Origin of the sequence: Belliella pelovolcani, assembly GCF_900156785.1 — a bacterium.
In the GTDB taxonomy this organism is placed as follows: domain Bacteria; phylum Bacteroidota; class Bacteroidia; order Cytophagales; family Cyclobacteriaceae; genus Belliella; species Belliella pelovolcani.
Genome location: NZ_FTOP01000001.1, coordinates 197,306 through 214,699 on the forward strand (window position 1 = coordinate 197,306; position 17,394 = coordinate 214,699).

General features: G+C 40.9%; 15 protein-coding genes. 4 read left to right on the forward strand and 11 right to left on the reverse strand.

What is annotated here, in order from left to right; genetic code table 11:
• The 6 genes from BW935_RS00895 to BW935_RS00920 all read right to left on the reverse strand — a co-directional run bounded on the left by BW935_RS00895 (position 1) and on the right by BW935_RS00920 (position 6,648).
• Complete coding sequence (locus tag BW935_RS00895) at positions 1–738, reverse strand: isoprenyl transferase (RefSeq protein ID WP_076497626.1); 738 nt, start codon at positions 736–738, stop codon at positions 1–3.
• A gap of 84 nt (positions 739–822) precedes the next feature.
• Positions 823–1,584, reverse strand: coding sequence for a type IX secretion system protein PorG (gene porG, locus BW935_RS00900; RefSeq protein WP_076497628.1), 762 nt, complete (start codon positions 1,582–1,584; stop codon positions 823–825).
• Positions 1,585–1,931: 347 nt separating this feature from the next.
• A complete protein-coding gene (gene secDF / locus BW935_RS00905) occupies positions 1,932–4,895 on the reverse strand; it encodes a protein translocase subunit SecDF (RefSeq protein WP_076497630.1) in 2,964 nt (987 codons plus the stop codon).
• A gap of 98 nt (positions 4,896–4,993) precedes the next feature.
• Positions 4,994–5,356, reverse strand: coding sequence for a hypothetical protein (locus BW935_RS00910; protein ID WP_076497632.1), 363 nt, complete (start codon positions 5,354–5,356; stop codon positions 4,994–4,996).
• A gap of 88 nt (positions 5,357–5,444) precedes the next feature.
• On the reverse strand, positions 5,445–6,059 hold the full coding sequence (gene udk, locus BW935_RS00915) for a uridine kinase (RefSeq protein ID WP_076497634.1): 615 nt from the start codon (positions 6,057–6,059) through the stop codon (positions 5,445–5,447).
• 19 nt (positions 6,060–6,078) lie between these two features.
• Entirely contained in the window at positions 6,079–6,648 is a 570-nt protein-coding gene (locus BW935_RS00920; RefSeq protein WP_076497636.1) for a non-canonical purine NTP diphosphatase, read from the reverse strand.
• Positions 6,649–6,957: 309 nt separating this feature from the next.
• Here BW935_RS00920 and BW935_RS00925 point away from each other — a divergent pair, with 309 nt between their 5' ends.
• Positions 6,958–7,530 carry an LOG family protein gene (locus BW935_RS00925; protein ID WP_076498133.1) on the forward strand — a complete coding sequence of 191 codons (573 nt, stop codon included), beginning with the start codon at positions 6,958–6,960 and terminating at the stop codon, positions 7,528–7,530.
• A 156-nt stretch (positions 7,531–7,686) separates the two neighbouring features.
• Here the strand turns inward: BW935_RS00925 and BW935_RS00930 are convergent, their stop codons facing one another.
• From BW935_RS00930 to BW935_RS00945, 4 genes are all read right to left on the reverse strand, one after another.
• Positions 7,687–8,169: a GAF domain-containing protein gene (locus BW935_RS00930; RefSeq protein WP_076497638.1), complete on the reverse strand. Its 483-nt coding sequence runs from the start codon at positions 8,167–8,169 to the stop codon at positions 7,687–7,689.
• A gap of 7 nt (positions 8,170–8,176) precedes the next feature.
• Positions 8,177–9,202, reverse strand: coding sequence for a bifunctional diaminohydroxyphosphoribosylaminopyrimidine deaminase/5-amino-6-(5-phosphoribosylamino)uracil reductase RibD (ribD, locus tag BW935_RS00935; RefSeq protein ID WP_076497640.1), 1,026 nt, complete (start codon positions 9,200–9,202; stop codon positions 8,177–8,179).
• 2 nt (positions 9,203–9,204) lie between these two features.
• Positions 9,205–10,002 carry a DUF4382 domain-containing protein gene (locus BW935_RS00940; RefSeq protein WP_076497642.1) on the reverse strand — a complete coding sequence of 266 codons (798 nt, stop codon included), beginning with the start codon at positions 10,000–10,002 and terminating at the stop codon, positions 9,205–9,207.
• Positions 10,003–10,107: 105 nt separating this feature from the next.
• Entirely contained in the window at positions 10,108–10,962 is an 855-nt protein-coding gene (locus tag BW935_RS00945; protein ID WP_076497644.1) for a DUF4382 domain-containing protein, read from the reverse strand.
• A gap of 131 nt (positions 10,963–11,093) precedes the next feature.
• On the opposite strand from BW935_RS00945, the gene dgt reads away from it, so the two are divergent.
• A complete protein-coding gene (gene dgt / locus BW935_RS00950; protein ID WP_076497645.1) occupies positions 11,094–12,446 on the forward strand; it encodes a dGTP triphosphohydrolase in 1,353 nt (450 codons plus the stop codon).
• A gap of 46 nt (positions 12,447–12,492) precedes the next feature.
• Here dgt and BW935_RS00955 read toward each other — a convergent pair whose 3' ends face one another.
• Positions 12,493–12,945: a DUF1569 domain-containing protein gene (locus BW935_RS00955; RefSeq protein WP_076498135.1), complete on the reverse strand. Its 453-nt coding sequence runs from the start codon at positions 12,943–12,945 to the stop codon at positions 12,493–12,495.
• Positions 12,946–13,256: 311 nt separating this feature from the next.
• Between BW935_RS00955 and ileS the strand changes: the two genes are divergently transcribed.
• Together ileS and BW935_RS00965 are read left to right on the forward strand one after the other, a co-directional pair.
• Positions 13,257–16,637, forward strand: a complete 3,381-nt coding sequence (ileS, locus tag BW935_RS00960) for an isoleucine--tRNA ligase (protein ID WP_076498137.1) — start codon at positions 13,257–13,259, stop codon at positions 16,635–16,637.
• A 76-nt stretch (positions 16,638–16,713) separates the two neighbouring features.
• Positions 16,714–17,343, forward strand: a complete 630-nt coding sequence (locus BW935_RS00965) for a lipoprotein signal peptidase (protein ID WP_076497647.1) — start codon at positions 16,714–16,716, stop codon at positions 17,341–17,343.
• Positions 17,344–17,394: the final 51 nt, after the last annotated feature.

The following is a 17,394-nucleotide window of genomic DNA, read 5'->3' on the forward strand; positions in this document are numbered from 1 at the left end:
TTAAGATTTAATCTGTGAGCCAGTTTTTCCAAACCTCCTCTCACGCTTTTGATAATCCAGAACAGCCTCTTCCAAGTGCTGCCTCCTAAAGTCAGGCCACAACACATCTGTAAAGTACAGCTCAGTGTAAGCCAACTGCCAGAGGAGGAAATTACTGATTCTCAGCTCTCCACTTGTCCTGATCAAAAGCTCAGGATCTGGTATATCATTCGTATTCAAATGGGAAGCAATCGCTTCCTGTGTGATATCTTCTACGGTCATCTGACCATCGACTACTTTTTTGGCAATGTTTTTTACCGCTTGCTCAATCTCCCATCTCCCACTATAGCTCAAAGCCAAATTCACCCTAACCCCCGTATTGTTTTTGGTTTTTTCTACGGTGTTAGCAAGATTCTCTTGCATGCCTTTTGGTAAACTATCAATATCCCCGATAGCTGTCAGTCGTACATTGTTTTGCAGCATGCGGGGAAGTTCGGATATAAAACTATTGATCATGATTTCCATCAGTGCACTGACTTCATCAGCTGGTCTAGACCAATTTTCAGTAGAAAAAGCGTATAAGGTCACAACCTTGATTCCCAAGTCATCAGCGGCTTCAATGGTGTCTCTTACGGCGGCCAAAGCATGCTTATGACCAAAAACTCTCATGGCACCTTTTTTCTGGGCCCAACGCCCATTGCCATCCATGATTATCGCTACGTGTTGAGGGATTTTTGTACTGTCTATCGATTCCTTCATTCCGTTCAATTCCTATTACGGTATTTTTTTGGAGGTACAAAAATGCTATTTCTTTTCCATAATTCTAACCTAACGGTCAATTAATTAATAAGCGTAGCATTTTACCGTCGTAATAGAATAACTCACCGTCAAACCCAAAAAATAATACCAGTCCCTATCGCTAGGGTTACCATAATAAGTAAACCTGATTTGCTCCAAGGGATCTACTTGTCCATCATCATTTCTACTGAACCTCGCTTGACTGTCTATGCGATCTATCAGGTCTGAGAAAGTTGCCCTGAACCCCATTTCTAAAGCCAAGCCCCAATTGTTGTTCAGCTTATACTTCACCCCAATCCCAAATGGAATCACTGGAGTGGCCAAGCTGTATCCTCCTCTGTCTGGATTGCTCGGATCAAATCCAAAAGCCCCAGAACCATTGAAATAGGAAAAACCTAAACCAAAGAAACCATAAGGAGAAAATCTGTGTGCTGATTGAGGATGAAGATAGTCAAGAAAATGGTACTCCATCACTGCTGATACTTCAAAGAGATTACCTTTGAAATAGGCGTCCCTGAACTCCGCCATTGCATCGATTGGATTGATACTATCTGTGGCACTGAGTCTTCCATAAGAAAGCCCAAGTCGGAGTGACCATACATTGTCAAAATTTCGTCTGCCAAATAACGTTCCTTGAGCACCCAAATTACCCTTGTCCAATCTGCGGACAATGTCACCTGAGTAGGTAGCCACTCCCAATCCCCCTCCGAATTCGAATTGCTGCGCCTTTACATCTACCAAAGCCAAGAGGCTCAAGCTGCTTAGCAGCAAGGAAAACAAGAAAAGATTGAATTTGACTTTTTTCAAGACGTTGCAATTTATAAAGTACCAAACGATATTAAAACCTACTTTTGTATTTGACGGGTTAATTTATGTTAAGACTCACTCATATCAAATAGATTGTTAGAATATATCGCTCCAAAACAGCATTTTAATTGATAATTGACCCCTTGATCTTGATAACACTACATTATTCAACTCCTCCGGAGTTGGTGATCTTCAGAGTGGTTGCTACCTCTCCACCGGATTTAATCCGGGGTTAATCAAATTCGTTCCCATTCGGGAATATGATTCTTACTAGCCCCTATTTGGTAAATAAAAAAAGGAGTTGATTGCTCAACTCCCTTCTTTAATTTATAAATACTTAATTGATATTAAGCAGGTTTCTTGGCTGTGTCTGTAGACTCGCTTTCAATCTCACGCTTCATCAAATCAACTACAATTGGCGTAGCGATGTAGATAGAAGAGTAAGTACCTACCAATACACCGATAAGCAATGCGAAAGAGAACCCTCTCAACACTTCTCCACCAAAGATCAACAATACCAATACCACAATCAAGGTAGTAAAGGATGTAATCAAGGTTCTTGCCAACGTCTGGTTGATCGCATCGTTGAACATTTTCACCAACTTAGAAGTACCTCTGTTCTCAATGTTTTCCCTGATTCTATCGAATACAATCACGGTATCGTTGATCGAGTAACCTACTACTGTAAGCACTGCTGCGATGAATACTTGATCGATTTCAAAGGTAGCACCAAGCGCAGTTGCAATCGCAAATGCAGCAATCACAAAGAAAACGTCATGCACCAAGGCGATGATGGATCCAAGGGAGAACTGCCACTTACGGAATCTCAATAGAATGTATAAGAAGATTGCAACCAAAGCAAAGAACATCGCCTCAGCTGATGAAGTCTTGATATCATCTGCCACTGTAGCACCAACTTTAGAGGTACCTGTGATAGCAAACTGTCCCTCTTTCATATTTTCAGCATCTCTGGTAAATTCTAGTCCAGTTACCGAAGCAATCCCTTCTTTTACTTTTTGTTCTACCTCTGCATTAGACGCATCGTCATCTTCAGTAATCAAGTAGGATGTTGTCACTTTAAGGATATTATTTGCACCAAAAGTTTTTACTTCAACCGACCCGTCAAACTCACCATCAAGTCCTACTTTCAAGTCAGAAGTAGCGATAGGCTGAGTGAACTGTACAATATATGATCTACCACCAGTGAAATCCACACCGAACTTCAAGCCATTGACAGCAGCAACTCCAAGGCCGATCACAATGATACCTGTAGAGAATAAGTAAGCCACTTTTCTCTTGCTCAAGAAGTCGATGTTCAATTCGCTCAACACATTTTTTGCCAATGGAGAAGAGAATGAAATGCTCGCCTTGTCTCCTTTTTTCTTGCTCATCCAGTATACAATAACTCTTGTGATAAATACTGCTGAGAAGAAAGAAGAAGCGATACCAATCATCAATACGATCGCAAAGCCTTTTACTGGTCCTTGACCGAGGGCATATAGAATAGCACCAGTCAAGAATGTAGTCACGTTGGAGTCAAGAATAGCAGAGAATGCTTTGCCATAACCTTCATTGATCGCAGCAAGCAATCCAGAACCATTTCTGAGTTCCTCTTTGATCCTCTCAAAAATCAGGACGTTGGCATCAATAGACATACCAATGGTCAAGACAATACCAGCGATGCCTGGCAAGGTCAATGCTGCACCCAGCTGAGCCAAGATACCTAAGATAAAGAAGATGTTGAATACCAAAGCTGCAATAGCGACAAAACCTCCTTTAGAATAGTAGGCTACCATGAACAATACCACCAATACCAAACCTGCGATCATGGAAATCACACCTTGATTGCTCGCCTCTTTACCCAGAGTAGGACCTACAAAAGCCTCTTCTACGATTTTGGTTGGTGCTGGAAGGCTACCAGATTTCAGGATATTTGCCAAATCCTTGGCTTCTTCTAAGGAGAAGTTACCTGTGATCTCAGATTGACCAGAAGGGATTTCACCTTGTACAGTAGGAGCAGTGTATACATAGTCATCAAGTACTACTGCGATACGCTTACCGATATTTTCACCAGTTACTTTTCTCCACTTTCTAGCACCATCTGCATTCATCTGCATACTAACAGCAGGTCTTGAAGTCTGATCCAAAGTCTGTCTTGCATCAGTGACCACATCACCTTCAAGAAGCGCTTGATCAGAGTTTCTTGTCAATTTAATACCATAAAGCTCAAGCAATTCCATGTTGTCAGCTTTCTGAGGCTTCACTGACCACAAGAATTTCACATCTCTTGGAAGCATTGATCTCACATCTTCTCTAGCGAAGATTCTATTGATAGTAACAGTATCTCTGATTTCATATACCAAACCATAGTTAGCTTTGGTCAATGCGAAAATCGGAGACACTTCTGAAGAGAAGTCATCACCTTCGCCATCAGCCAATTGTCTCTCAAGGTCGGTTGCCTCGTCACCTTCTTCATCAGCTATGTCTGCATCAGCAGGAGTAGTTTCACCTTTTTTAGCTTTCATCTCTGCTACTAGAAGTGAATTTACCGCTTCCAATTCGCCTAGGTAATCATTCACTTCTGCGACTTCCCAGAATTGAAGCTTGGCCACACCTTGTAAGAGGTTTCTAACACGCTCTTGATTGTCTACACCTGGAAGTTCGATTTGGATTCTTCCAGAACCTTGGATTCTCTGAATATTTGGTTGCGAAGTACCAAATCTATCCACCCTTGTTCTCAAGATATTGAATGAACGCTCAATGGCATTTTCGATTTCAGTATCGATGATGCTCAAAATATCTGCGTCTGATGATTCCAAAGAAATTCTTCCTCTATTGGCAGCAGTTGCGAAAATGGTATTTAAATTTTTACCCCCCGCTTTGGACTGCCATGCAGTGTAGAATAGGTCTACAAATTTTTGATTGGAAGTCTTTGCTGCCTGCGTAGCTTCTTCTAATGCTGCATTGAACATTGGGTCTTTGCTATTACCAGAAAGTCCTTTGACAATTTCCACTGGAGATACTTCCAAGGTCACATGCATTCCACCCTGCAAGTCAAGCCCTAAGCCCAACTCAGTTTCCTTGATTTCTTTGTAGGTGAACTTAGCACCTAAAAAGTTGTAAACTGGCTCTCTGTAAATAGAGTCCAAATACGCTTGCTTCTTTCCGAAGTCTACATTGCCTACTTCGTCAGTCGCATATTCAACAGCTCTCTGCTGAATGTTGTTTGATACAAATGTGAATGACAGATAGTACAGACATAGGGCTGTAACAATCACCGTCAAAAACACAATAACACCTTGGTTACGCATAGTAATTGTTTATTATAGATTGATTTTTTGAAATGAATTAATAGTAAAGCTATGCCAACTGGCATGTCGCTCAATGATGTAATGGTGAAGCTTGTCGCTTAGGGAGCGTTGGTCGAAATGATTCTTTCAAAAAGTATTTCCCTAAATTCAAGATTGCTTAAGAGCTGAAAACTGCTCTTGAATGTTGTAATTCTTTCAAAATCGAAAATTTCGTAGATGATATAAAAAGTAGATTGTGCTACAGAGGTGACAAAAGGCACCACTGCGTCTACTGCTACATCCAGAAAAGTTTGGTTTTGATTGGTGCCCTCTTTATCTGTCTGTGCTTCCTTTTTGGTAGCTTGGTCAAGATCGGGTTGAGGAAAATATTCTACACCAGACACGAGCATACAAAAAAACATCACCATCACGAGTGTGATGCGTTGTTTGATGATGTTTTGTTGCCCTTCGTGTTTTTTCATGGGTGGCAAATATAGAAATATTTGTAGATTTCCCTTTACTTCAATTGGAAAAATTGCAAATGAACGTTAGCTAAATTGCTGTGAGCGATTAGATTCTAGCTCTCAAATACGTCTTGATCACATCCAAAGCCTTATCAAAATTGCGATTATTAGGCACAATTAAGTCTGCATCATGCTTGAATGGTTCAATGTATTTTTCATAAGTAGGCATCACATGACTTTCGTAGCGATAAAGTACATCGTCTAAGTCATAGCCTCTTTCTACTTTGTCTCTGACGATTCTTCTTTTCAATTTGATGTATTCCTTGGCATCAATGAAAATCTTCAAATCCAGTAAATTAGCCAGCTCGGGATAATACAAAACAAAAATCCCCTCTACTACCACTACTGGAGAAGGTGCAAATTCTAAAATTTTTGGTTTTTTGTTGGGGTTATTGAAAGTGTACTCTTGTCTGTAGACGGTCTCTCCAGCTTGAAGCTTTTGGATGTCCAGCGCGTATTGTTCAAAATCTATGGAGTTGGGTGTATCAAAATTATGGACGCCTTTATCATCTATGGGCTGTAAGTGTCTAGGCTTGTAATAATTGTCCTGAGAGATCAGACAAACTTGATGTGATTCAAAAGAATGGAGGAGTTTATCTAGAAACAAAGTTTTTCCAGAAGCACTTCCGCCAGTAATTCCAACGATAAATGGCTTGCTCATGGGGGACAAAATTAGTGATTTATTTCAGAAACTGAACAAGAGCTTGTACAGCTTTGCCACGATGACTGATTTTGTTTTTCTCCTCCATGCTCAATTCAGCAAAAGTTTGCTCATATCCATCTGGCCTGAATACAGGGTCATAGCCGAATCCTCCAGTACCAGTTCGCTCCGGTAGAATTTCTCCAGAGACCACTCCTTCGAAGCTGTGCTCCTGACCATCAAGGATCAGTGCTATCACTGTTCTAAATCTCGCCTTTCTACTTTTCTTATCCTCTAATTTATGTAAAAGTAAATCTATATTTCTCTCATCACTCCTTGGTTCTCCTGCAAACCTACCTGAATATACTCCAGGGGCCCCATCCAAAGCCTCAACTTCCAACCCTGTATCATCCGCAAAGCAATCCACTCCATAGTTATCTTTCACATATCGGGCTTTCTGAAAAGCATTATGATCTAAGGTATTTCCAGTCTCTGGTAGTTCTTCATAACAGCCGATCTCTTCTAAGGAAACTATCGTAAAAGCCGAACCAAGAGCAGCTTTTACTTCTTCTATTTTCTTCTTGTTGTTGGTTGCAAAGCATATTTTCATTCGATAAAAATAAGGGATTTTATTGAGGGTAGGAAAATTGAAAAATATAAGGTTTGTTAGAATGTTTTAAAGTTACAAAGTTAACACTTGGTGAGAGATAGTATGTAGAAATCCCTAACCCCCTGAAACTTTATTGATTGAAACCGGATTTTAAATTGCTTTTGAAGTTGCTGGGTATGCAAGTTTCTAGAAAGAAATTCCTAGGCGACGATATCTTTAAACTCCTAATTTATTACTAATAAAACCAATTTGCCCACCTTTTTAACTTTCCAACTCCTTTCCCTAACTTTGACCAAAATCAACTTAGAGATGAAGAAAATCACTGTTTACTGCGGATCTAATAAAGGAAAGAATCCGATTTATGCACAAGCCTCAGAGGTGTTAGCAGATGAAATGATCCGAAGAAACATGGCGTTGGTGTACGGTGCTGGAAATGTAGGGCTGATGGGTGTGATTGCGGATAGGATGCTTTCGGCTGGTAAAGAAGTGTATGGAATTATACCACAGAAGCTAGTCGATATAGAAGTAGCGCACCAAGGCTGTACAGAACTGACTGTAGTAGAGACCATGCGAGACCGGAAATGGCTGATGGCTGAGCGTGGTGATGGATTTATCGCTATGCCAGGTGGGATAGGGACTTTCGAAGAGCTTTTTGAGATCATGACCTTGAATCAACTTGGTTACATTCAAAAGCCATTAGCGCTCTATAATGTGAATGGATATTATGACAAGTTAATAGACTTTTTGCAGCATAGTGCTGAGCAAGGGTTTCTTCATCAGGCCCAATTGAATCTTTTGATTGTATCCAGCGATCCTATCGTGTTACTTGATAAAATGTCGGCTTTTGAACCCAAGCATATCGATAAGTGGGAAGTCAAATAGGTAATAAAACCCGCATCCCAAATACTTTCAAAAATGCTTATCCTGAAGCTTCCATTCAGGTTATTCACCATGACAACTTCGAGGAGTTTATTCTCTAATCGCAAAATTTATATAAAACCAGCGATCATAACCGCTAAATTTATATAAATTTTGCGATTACAATGTCTTTTCTAGAATCTGCATTAATCTTTCCAAGTATTCTTGGTCTATTTCATCAAAATCAGCCAGTTGGTCTGAATCTACGTCTAGCACACCGGCCACTTTCCCATTTTTTGAAAAAGGAACGACAATTTCTGATTTAGAAGCTGAGCTACAAGCAATATGCCCAGGGAAGGCGTCTACGTCTGGGACAAGTTGAGTTTTATCCTCTTTCCAAGCTGTTCCACAAACCCCCTTTCCTAAATTAATTCTCGTACATGCGATTGGGCCTTGAAATGGACCAAGTACCAATTGATCATCTTTTACCAAATAGAACCCGACCCAAAAGAAGCCGAAGGATTCTCTCAGAACCGCTGAGATATTGGCCAAATTGGCGGTCAAATCAGATTCACCCGTGATAAGCGCCTCTATTTGAGGTAAGATTGCTTCGTATTTACTTGCTTTGTCTGCGTCCGTTGGAATATATAGTGATTCTGCCATTGTATTGTTAGTCTTTTAGCCAAAACTCAAGTTTGTCGCCCAAAACATCAATTTCTTCTAGAAGTCTTCCCTTGAATTTAGGAGCTGATATGCCTGTTCCGAAATTAGTTTGTCCTGTAAACACCCTTGCTTCGTCCCAAAGTTCAGCGTTGATGATTTTATTGAGTAAAAAAGTGCCTCCTTCTATGATGACACTTTGAATTTTCAATTCGTAGAGTTTTTCAAATACATGCTGTATTTCGAAATCTGGATCAAGCTTGATAAATTCCAGATTATCGTATTTTTCTTCCTTGATAATATTGAAGCAAATGGTCTTTTGGCTTCTATCGAAGAGCGATAGGCTTGGATCAAGCTGAAGCATTCTATCTATAACTATCCGTGTGGGATTTTTCCCAGACCATTCCCTCGTATTGAGTTTGGGATTGTCATAGCGAGCGGTATTGGTTCCGACCATGATCCCGTCCTCTTCTGTTCGCCAACGATGGACAAGCTGTCTGCTATAGGAGTTACTGATCCACTTTGAGTCAAAATTATCCCTGGCAACAAAGCCATCCCTTGTCTGTGCCCACTTGAGGATCACATAAGGTCTCTTCTTTTCGATAAAGGTAAAAAAACGGCAATTCTGCTTCCTGATATCATCTTCCATGATACCATGGATCACTTCGACTCCTGCCTTTCTTAGTATTGCGATTCCTTTACCACCTACCAATGGGTTCGTGTCTACTGCACCAATAACTACTTTTTTGACTCCCTTTTCAACCAAAAGATTGGCACATGGGGGTGTTTTACCGAAATGCGCACAAGGCTCTAGTGTGACGTAAACAGTACTGTTTTTTAACAACGACTGATCCAAAACACTGAAAATAGCATTGGGCTCGGCATGTGGTCCACCATAGTATTCATGATAACCTTCTCCGATAATGTCACCTTCATGTACAATCACGCAACCCACCATAGGATTGGGACTGACCTTGCCTCTCCCCAATTCGGCAAGCTCCATGGCTCTCTGCATATAAAGATGATGATGATCCATTATCATGGTTCTTGTCTTGGGCGAAGGGTGATATTTCCTAGTTGAGTTCTTTGTTGACTTTGTACGATTACAGTTCGGATCGTATCAGGTAGGTATTCATTATTTTTTGGGATAATAAAAATCGTGTAGGTGCCCTCCAAACCTCTAAAAACGAATTCTCCGTTGGCTCTCACATTCACTCCAGTTGTAACAGTATCATTTTGTTGGATAGCATAGAGAAAGGCGCGCTCGGTACCAGGCCTTATACTCCCAGCAACTTCGCCAGACGCAGCCTTAGAAAACCCTCTCAGACTAGGGCGAAAGGTGAAATCTGTAGGGCCATTTTGAATGACAGATTTTAGCAAATCAAAGTCAATGTAAATATCATGTGATATACCAGGTCGTAACGGAAAGTCAACATCGATGCTGAGGCCTGCTTCATTTTGAGGGCTTAGCGTTAAATTTGTTCTCACATCATTTTTGGTGACATAGTTATCATTACCAAGCCTCAATCTCATTTTCGAAAGTCTTCCAGCAGGTACAACCCCTCTACCGATCAATAGCTCTTGATTTCCTACGAGCTGTGCAACATCCACCCTTTTGATTCCTGATTCATATTCCAAAAATTTGGAAAAGGGACTCGAGGAATCTAGTTCGCTTGACACTTCTACATCTACACCAAGAAGTTCTACCCAGAGCGCATCAATATCTGCGGGTGCATCTACTAAGAAAATGTTTACCAAAGAATTGCTTCGCTCTTCCTCAGTGGCGCAGGAAATTAAAGCGAATGCAAAAATAATGATGACGAGGTGTTTTTTCACGGTCTAAAATTATAAAAAGATAAATGATTCAAGAACCTATATTTAGTGAAGGTAAAAAAATAACCCGAAGCCTAAGCCTCGGGTTCAAAAAAATCAGGGAGTTTTTTAGTCATCACCGTTTCCATCGCCATCATCTTCAGGAACTAATTCTAATTCAATAGTTCCTACATTGGTAACTTGACCAAGCGTAGTCTCTACATCTTCTACCAACAATTCTTGGTATTCTTCATTTGGCACAACAAATAGGCTGTAATTCCCAGCTCTCAGACCTCTTATCATAAAAGAACCATTATCAGAAGTAAAAGTAGAAACAGTATCTTCTCCGATGATCGCTGCAACATTTACAGGTCCAGCCTCCAATGGTAGCACAGCACCCTCGATGGTAGCAGATTCTTCAGCAACTACTCTCAGCACAGGTTTTAAAATATATTGTCCTGAATTACCTGCTCTAACAATTGATCTTCCTGCGTCAAAATCAATCACAATGTCATAAGCAATACCCGCTTGGAGGGGTTTGTCAACTTTTAACTTCAATCCACTTTGTTGCGCACTTGGCGTTTTGAGATCGATTTGTCTATCACCTTGAACCAAATAGTTATTATCTCCAAGAATCAATCTGATTTGTGAAATTTCTCCAGCTGGCACTTCGATTTCCCCTAGGTGAGCAGAATTCCCACCAGTCAGTTCTAGTAGGTTGATCATGTTGTCATCAGAGGCTTCGTTGGCAAGATTGATCCATGCGGAACCATTGTTTTCATTTTCGCCTTTTGGTAAAATCTCCACTGCTAGCACTTCTACCCACACAGCATCATAATCAGCAGGGGCATCGACAAGAAATACATTGACCTTTGCCATTCCTTCAGAAATATTGGCGCTGTCATCTTCCATTCTACAGGAAAAAGCAAATACTGCTAGAACCGCTAGCAATACAGCGTTTAGGGTTTTAAGTTTAGTTTTCATGATATTGTTGGTTAATTAATTTCTGAATTACCATTTTCAATGACTATGCCAAAACGGGTTCATTTGGTAGCATTTAACAGAAAGCTAGGGTTGAATTACCTGATTTTGTCGAATTGATTGTATTTTTGGCTATGATGCAATGGGAAAAACTACTAACTTCTGGGAGATTTGATCCGAAAATTTCGGCACAGCAGACTGATAATCAATTCAGAAGTGAGTCTGAAAGGGATTACGACAGAATAATTTTTTCAGCTCCATTTCGAAATCTTCAAGACAAAACACAAGTCTTTCCACTACCAGAACATGATTTTGTCCATACTAGATTGACCCATAGCCTAGAGGTCTCCTCTGTAGGGAGGACGCTTGGTAAGTCTGCAGGGGATTATCTCATAAAAAAGTATGAGCATCTCGGAGATAAGGGCATTACAGCTTCAGAAATTGGAGCCATTGTAGCCGCCGCTGCACTGACACATGACATTGGAAATCCACCTTTTGGGCATGCAGGTGAGACTGCGATTTCAGATTTTTTCAGATTTCACGAATATGGCCAAGTATGGCAGAAGCATATCACACCCGAACAATGGGAAGACCTATGTAACTTTGAAGGAAATGCTCAAGGATTCCGCATGCTCGTTGCACAGAATAATGGGTTGAAGTTGTCCTACGCTACTTTAGCTGCTTTTACAAAATACCCGAGACCTGCTTATATTTTTGAAAAAGACTCAAACAGAAGGAGTCAAAAAAAATTCGGATACTATTCAGATCAATCTAAAGAATATAGCCAATTAGCCATGATTCTTGGAATTGAAAAAGCAGCAAATGGCTGTTGGTTGAGGCATCCCTTGGCTTTTTTGGTAGAAGCGGCTGATGATATTTGTTACAGTGTGATCGATTTGGAGGATGGGTGTACTTTGGGTTTGGTGACGCTTGAAGAAACAATTACACTTTTTGGAGAGATTTTGAAAGATAGGTTGGACAGACAAAAGCTGGACAGCTATTCTACTCAAGCACAAAAGCTTGCCATTCTCCGTGCTATGACAATTAATCAATTAATTCAGGAAACCTTAGCCACTTTTGAGAAATATGAAGAAGCGATGTTGAGCGGGGATTTTGATCAAGCATTGACAGATGTGATTCCGTCAGCTACTGCTTTGGAGCGTATTTCTAAAATTTCCGTAAAAAAGATCTATCGATCCAAACCTGTGCTTGAAAAAGAAGCAGCAGGCTATCAGGTTCTAGAAGGTTTATTGGAAGTTTTTTCTCGTGCTCTCAATCACAAATTTTACCAGACAGACCTCTATTCTGGTAAGGACAAAAGTATCCTAAGGTTGCTCCCAGAAGATTTTCCAATGGATGGGCTTAGCTCTAGTGTAAATCCATACCCTATGTTAAGGGTTTTGATGGATTTTATCTCAGGTATGACGGACAAATATGCCTTGAGCCTCTATCGAAGAGTCAAGGGAATAGCATTGCCAGGGGCTTAATTTCACTATTTGAAGGTCATGCTTTTATTTATTTGATATTCTTTGATCACAGACCAAACTGCTTCAAATGGTGATCCAAATGCTTCCAAACAAACCTGCCCCAATAGTAATGATTCAAGGCTCCAAATACTGGATGGCCTCCTTCCAGCTTTTTGTCCAAATTCTTGAATTTCTCAACGAGCTCGATGTACTTAGATCTTTCAGATTCAAAAGCATTTTGATCGACTTGCCCTTTGATATCAAATCTTTTTGCCGCCTTAGCTCCCTTAGGGAAGTCTTTTTTGATATGAAAAAAGGCAAGCTTGAGTAATCGTTGTTTAAAGCTCGATTTTTTGGAGGATTTAGGGGCATTCAAGATGGCTTCATTGGCAAGGTTACAATGATGGAGCATCTCAGTGGCATTCATACTTCCCCAGTAGGGGAGTTGATCGGGGCTTAGCCTTTGAATCCGCTGTATCAATGCATCTACCGCACCATCTCTGTAGATTGATTTTGCCATATCCTTTTTGTTTGATTCATCTAAATATAAGCCATTTGGATAAGAATAGGTGGTCTGGTATTGACTTATTGATAGGAATTTCGAATTCTGCAATAAATTATCCCTATTCCTGCAAAATCTCTTAACTTTGTGCCCGCATTCCTTTAGAGAAATGCATGCAATAGCGTATGGAGTGAATTGCTCTAGTTCGGTTAATGCCAAGCTTTCCATCATGGAAAGTTTCTGTTTTAATAGGGGATGATAAAATCTTCTCCAATCAAATATGATCAATAATGTGGTTCCAAGAGCCACATCAAACACATAGAAATAAGGTGAAAAAATATCAGGAGTTCAAACAAGTAGATTACCCGAATATAGGGGAAAGTGTACTTCAGTACTGGAAGGAAAATCAAATTTTCAAAAAGTCTGTAACCAATAGAGAAGGTGCAGAGACTTTTACTTTTTTCGAAGGGCCTCCTTCAGCAAATGGTACTCCAGGTATCCACCACGTAATGGCCCGTACACTCAAGGATATCTTCTGTAGATACAAAACCCTCCAGGGCTTCCAAGTCAAAAGAAAAGGAGGCTGGGATACACATGGGCTTCCAGTAGAGCTTCAGGTGGAGAAAGAACTAGGAATCACCAAAGAAGACATCGGTAAGAAAATCACCGTAGAAGAATACAACCGCAAATGCCGTGAGACGGTGATGCGGTTCAAAGATGAATGGGATGACTTGACCGAAAAGATCGGCTATTGGGTGGATTTAGATGATCCTTATATCACCTTTGACGCCAAATACATCGAATCACTTTGGTATCTTTTGAAAAGGTTGTACGACAAAGACCTCCTTTACAAAGGGTATACCATTCAACCTTATTCACCTGCCGCGGGTACAGGCTTGAGCTCCCACGAACTCAATCAGCCAGGTTGCTACAGAGATGTGAAAGATACTTCCATCACAGCGCAATTCAAGCTAAAAGGCGAGGAGAATACTTACATTCTAGCTTGGACCACGACTCCATGGACCCTGCCCTCTAACTCTGCCTTGGCAGTAGGTGAAAAGTTAGATTATGTCAAAGTCCGTACTTTCAACCCCTATACTTTCGAGCCACAGCAGGTCATCTTGGCAAAGGCAAGAATGAATGGCTACTTCAACCCCAAAGCTAAAGAGCTAGCCATCTCTGATTACAATCCCGGAGATAAGCTTATCCCATTTGAAGTGGTAGCTGAGATGAAGGGAGCAGACCTTCTTGGGCTAGCGTACGAACAGCTATTCCCAATCGAAGCTTTGGCACTTCCACACCCAGCATTTACAGTGATCTCAGGGGACTATGTGACCACCGAAGATGGTACAGGAATCGTTCATTTGGCGAAAGCTTTTGGCGCGGATGACTTTAGAACATTGGTACAAAACAACGTCCCTGGCGTATTTGTCCAAGATGAAAAAGGGAATGATATCCCTGTGGTAGACAAGCAAGGGAAATTCCTTCCTGTGGTGGGTGAATACCTGGCTGCTAAAATGCAGGAACATGGTATCTCGGCACACAAAGCATTTGGCGCGGATGATTTCTATGTGAAAAATTATACCAAGGACAATGAAGATGATAAAGAATACAAGAATACAGATATCATCATCTCCATTATTCTCAAAAATGAAAACAAAGCCTTCAAAGTAGAAAAATACGAGCACAGTTACCCACATTGTTGGAGAACAGATATGCCTATCCTATACTATCCTTTGGAAAGCTGGTTTATCAAAACCACCGCTTACAAAGATAGAATGGTAGAACTGAACAAGACCATCAACTGGAAACCAGAAGCAACTGGAATCGGCCGATTTGGCAATTGGCTCGAGAATCTCGTAGACTGGAACTTGAGCAGATCGAGGTTCTGGGGCACGCCTTTGCCAATCTGGAGAACCAAGGATGGTTCTGAAGAAATCTGCATAGGCTCTATCAATGAATTGAAATCAGAAATTCAAAAGTCCATCAGCGCAGGCTTCATGGAATCCTCTCCTATCAATGATGAAGACATTGACTTACACAGACCTTATGTGGATGATGTAATTCTAGTTTCTGCCAGTGGCAAAGCAATGTACAGGGAACCTGACTTGATCGATGTATGGTTTGATTCGGGAGCTATGCCATATGCTCAATGGCACTATCCATTCGAAAACGAAGATATCTTCAAGGCCAATTATCCTGCCGACTACATTGCCGAAGGCGTAGATCAGACGAGAGGATGGTTCTTTACACTTCACGCTTTGGCAGTGATGCTTTTTGATTCAGTTTCCTTCAAAAACGTCATCGCCAATGGACTTGTATTGGATAAAAACGGCAACAAGATGTCCAAGCGATTGGGCAATGCTGTAGATCCATTCGAGACCTTAAAAGAATATGGGCCAGATGCTTTGCGCTGGTACATGCTGAGTAATGCCAATCCATGGGACAACCTGAAATTCAACCTTGATGGGGTGGCAGAAGTACAAAGAAGGTTCTTTGGGACTTTACAAAATACATACAACTTCTTTGCACTCTATGCAAACTTAGATGCATTCACCTATGATAAGGCGCAAAGCATCCAAGTTTCAGAAAGGGCTGAGCTAGATCAGTGGATCATCTCTAAGCTTCAATCGCTGATTGCAGAAGTGGAGTCCTCCATGGACAATTACGATGCCACCAAGGCTACTCGTGCCATCATGAACTTTACTGTGGATCAGCTGTCCAACTGGTATGTGAGGTTAGCCAGAAAAAGATTCTGGAGAGGTGAAATGAATGCAGATAAGCAAGCGGCTTATGAGACTTTGTACGAATGTCTGACGAGCTTATCCCAGCTCATGTCATCTTTTGCACCATTCTATGCTGATTGGATGTACAAGAACTTAACAGCAACCAATGCATTGGCAGCGGAGTCCATCCATTTGACAGACTGGGTGTCGGCTAATCAAGACTTGATCAATGCAGATCTTGAAGAAAGCATGGACTTGGCACAGAGAATATCCTCTTTGGTGCATTCATTGAGGAAAAATCCAAAAATTGGTATCAAAGTAAGACAACCACTTCAGCGTATCCTCTTGCCAGTATTGAATGAAAAAACCAAAGCGCAGATTGCCCATGTTGAGGATTTGATCAAATCAGAAGTGAATATCAAATCAATAGAGTATATCGATGATGCTTCCGATGTTTTGGTAAAAAGCGTCAAACCTAACCTTCCTGTCTTAGGTAAAAAACTAGGGCCAAAAATGCGATTTGTCGTGGCTGCGATCAATTCCTGGGGCAAGGAGCAAATTGCCGAAATCGAAAGAAATGGTAAGATCTATGTCGATGTAGAAGGAGAGTCTTTGGAGCTTTTGCTAGAGGAAGTATTGATTAGCTCTCAGGATATCCCAGGCTGGTCAGTAGCCACAGACCAAGGACTTACAGTGGCACTTGATGTGACATTGACAGAAGAGCTGAAGCAGGAAGGTATTGCTAGGGATTTGGTGAATAGAATTCAGAACCTAAGAAAAGATATGGGTCTAGAGGTTCAGGACAAAATCCAAATCGAAATTGCGCAGCATGATGAATTGACCAATGCCGCTTTCGAGAATTTTGGCACTTATATCAAGACAGAAACCCAAGCGATATCCTTGACCGTAAAAGCTGCTGTAGATGATGCAAAAGTGTTGGATATGGATGATTTTGAATTGTCTGTCAAAGTGACTAAAGTATAGATCTGATAAAAAATAACAGCCACAGATGGGGAGATTAGCAAAAAAATCCTTAAATCTGTGGCTTTAACGTGAATTCATGAAGTACTTAAAATATTTCGGAATAGCCCTAGCGGTGATCATTCTGGATCAAATCGTCAAGCTACTTGTCCATTACCAGATGGATTTTGGCACCCCTGGTCAGATCAAGATCTTTGGAGATTGGTTCAAATTGCACTACACTACCAACCCAGGGATGGCCTTTGGAATGCAATTGGGTTCCGAGTACGGGAAACTGATCTTAACTTCATTTAGATTAGTAGCCATGTTCGGCATTGGATATTACTTGTACTACATCATCGATAAAAAAATGCATGTAGGCTATATCATTTGTATAGCCATGATCTTAGGAGGAGCTATTGGCAACCTAATTGATTCTGTATTTTATGGTGTTTGGCTGAATAATGCCCCCTATAATGCGCCAACACCATGGCTTCATGGCCAGGTAGTGGATATGTTTTACATTGACATCTGGGAAGGCTATATTCCTGATTGGGTGCCACTATGGGGAGGAAGCTATACAGCACTATGGCCAATTTTCAATATCGCAGATGCTTCGATATTTGTAGGCGTAGCTATCATTTTGGTCTTCCAAAGCAGATTCTTCAAAGAAGACAAAGCAGAAGAAGAGGATGAAATCCAGAAGCAGTTTTTGCAAGAAGGAGAATAAAACGCATTTATTGAATTTACTGAAGCCCCTTTTAGCTAAATGCTGAGAGGG

Coding starts and splice junctions, on each gene's coding strand:
- BW935_RS00895 (WP_076497626.1), bottom strand. CDS start 738: ATGAAGGAATCGATAGACAGTACAAAAATCCCTCAACACGTAGCGATA.
- secDF (WP_076497630.1), bottom strand. CDS start 4,895: ATGCGTAACCAAGGTGTTATTGTGTTTTTGACGGTGATTGTTACAGCC.
- BW935_RS00910 (WP_076497632.1), bottom strand. CDS start 5,356: ATGAAAAAACACGAAGGGCAACAAAACATCATCAAACAACGCATCACA.
- udk (WP_076497634.1), bottom strand. CDS start 6,059: ATGAGCAAGCCATTTATCGTTGGAATTACTGGCGGAAGTGCTTCTGGA.
- BW935_RS00920 (WP_076497636.1), bottom strand. CDS start 6,648: ATGAAAATATGCTTTGCAACCAACAACAAGAAGAAAATAGAAGAAGTA.
- BW935_RS00925 (WP_076498133.1), top strand. CDS start 6,958: ATGAAGAAAATCACTGTTTACTGCGGATCTAATAAAGGAAAGAATCCG.
- BW935_RS00930 (WP_076497638.1), bottom strand. CDS start 8,169: ATGGCAGAATCACTATATATTCCAACGGACGCAGACAAAGCAAGTAAA.
- ribD (WP_076497640.1), bottom strand. CDS start 9,202: ATGGATCATCATCATCTTTATATGCAGAGAGCCATGGAGCTTGCCGAA.
- BW935_RS00945 (WP_076497644.1), bottom strand. CDS start 10,962: ATGAAAACTAAACTTAAAACCCTAAACGCTGTATTGCTAGCGGTTCTA.
- dgt (WP_076497645.1), top strand. CDS start 11,094: ATGATGCAATGGGAAAAACTACTAACTTCTGGGAGATTTGATCCGAAA.
- BW935_RS00955 (WP_076498135.1), bottom strand. CDS start 12,945: ATGGCAAAATCAATCTACAGAGATGGTGCGGTAGATGCATTGATACAG.
- BW935_RS00965 (WP_076497647.1), top strand. CDS start 16,714: ATGAAGTACTTAAAATATTTCGGAATAGCCCTAGCGGTGATCATTCTG.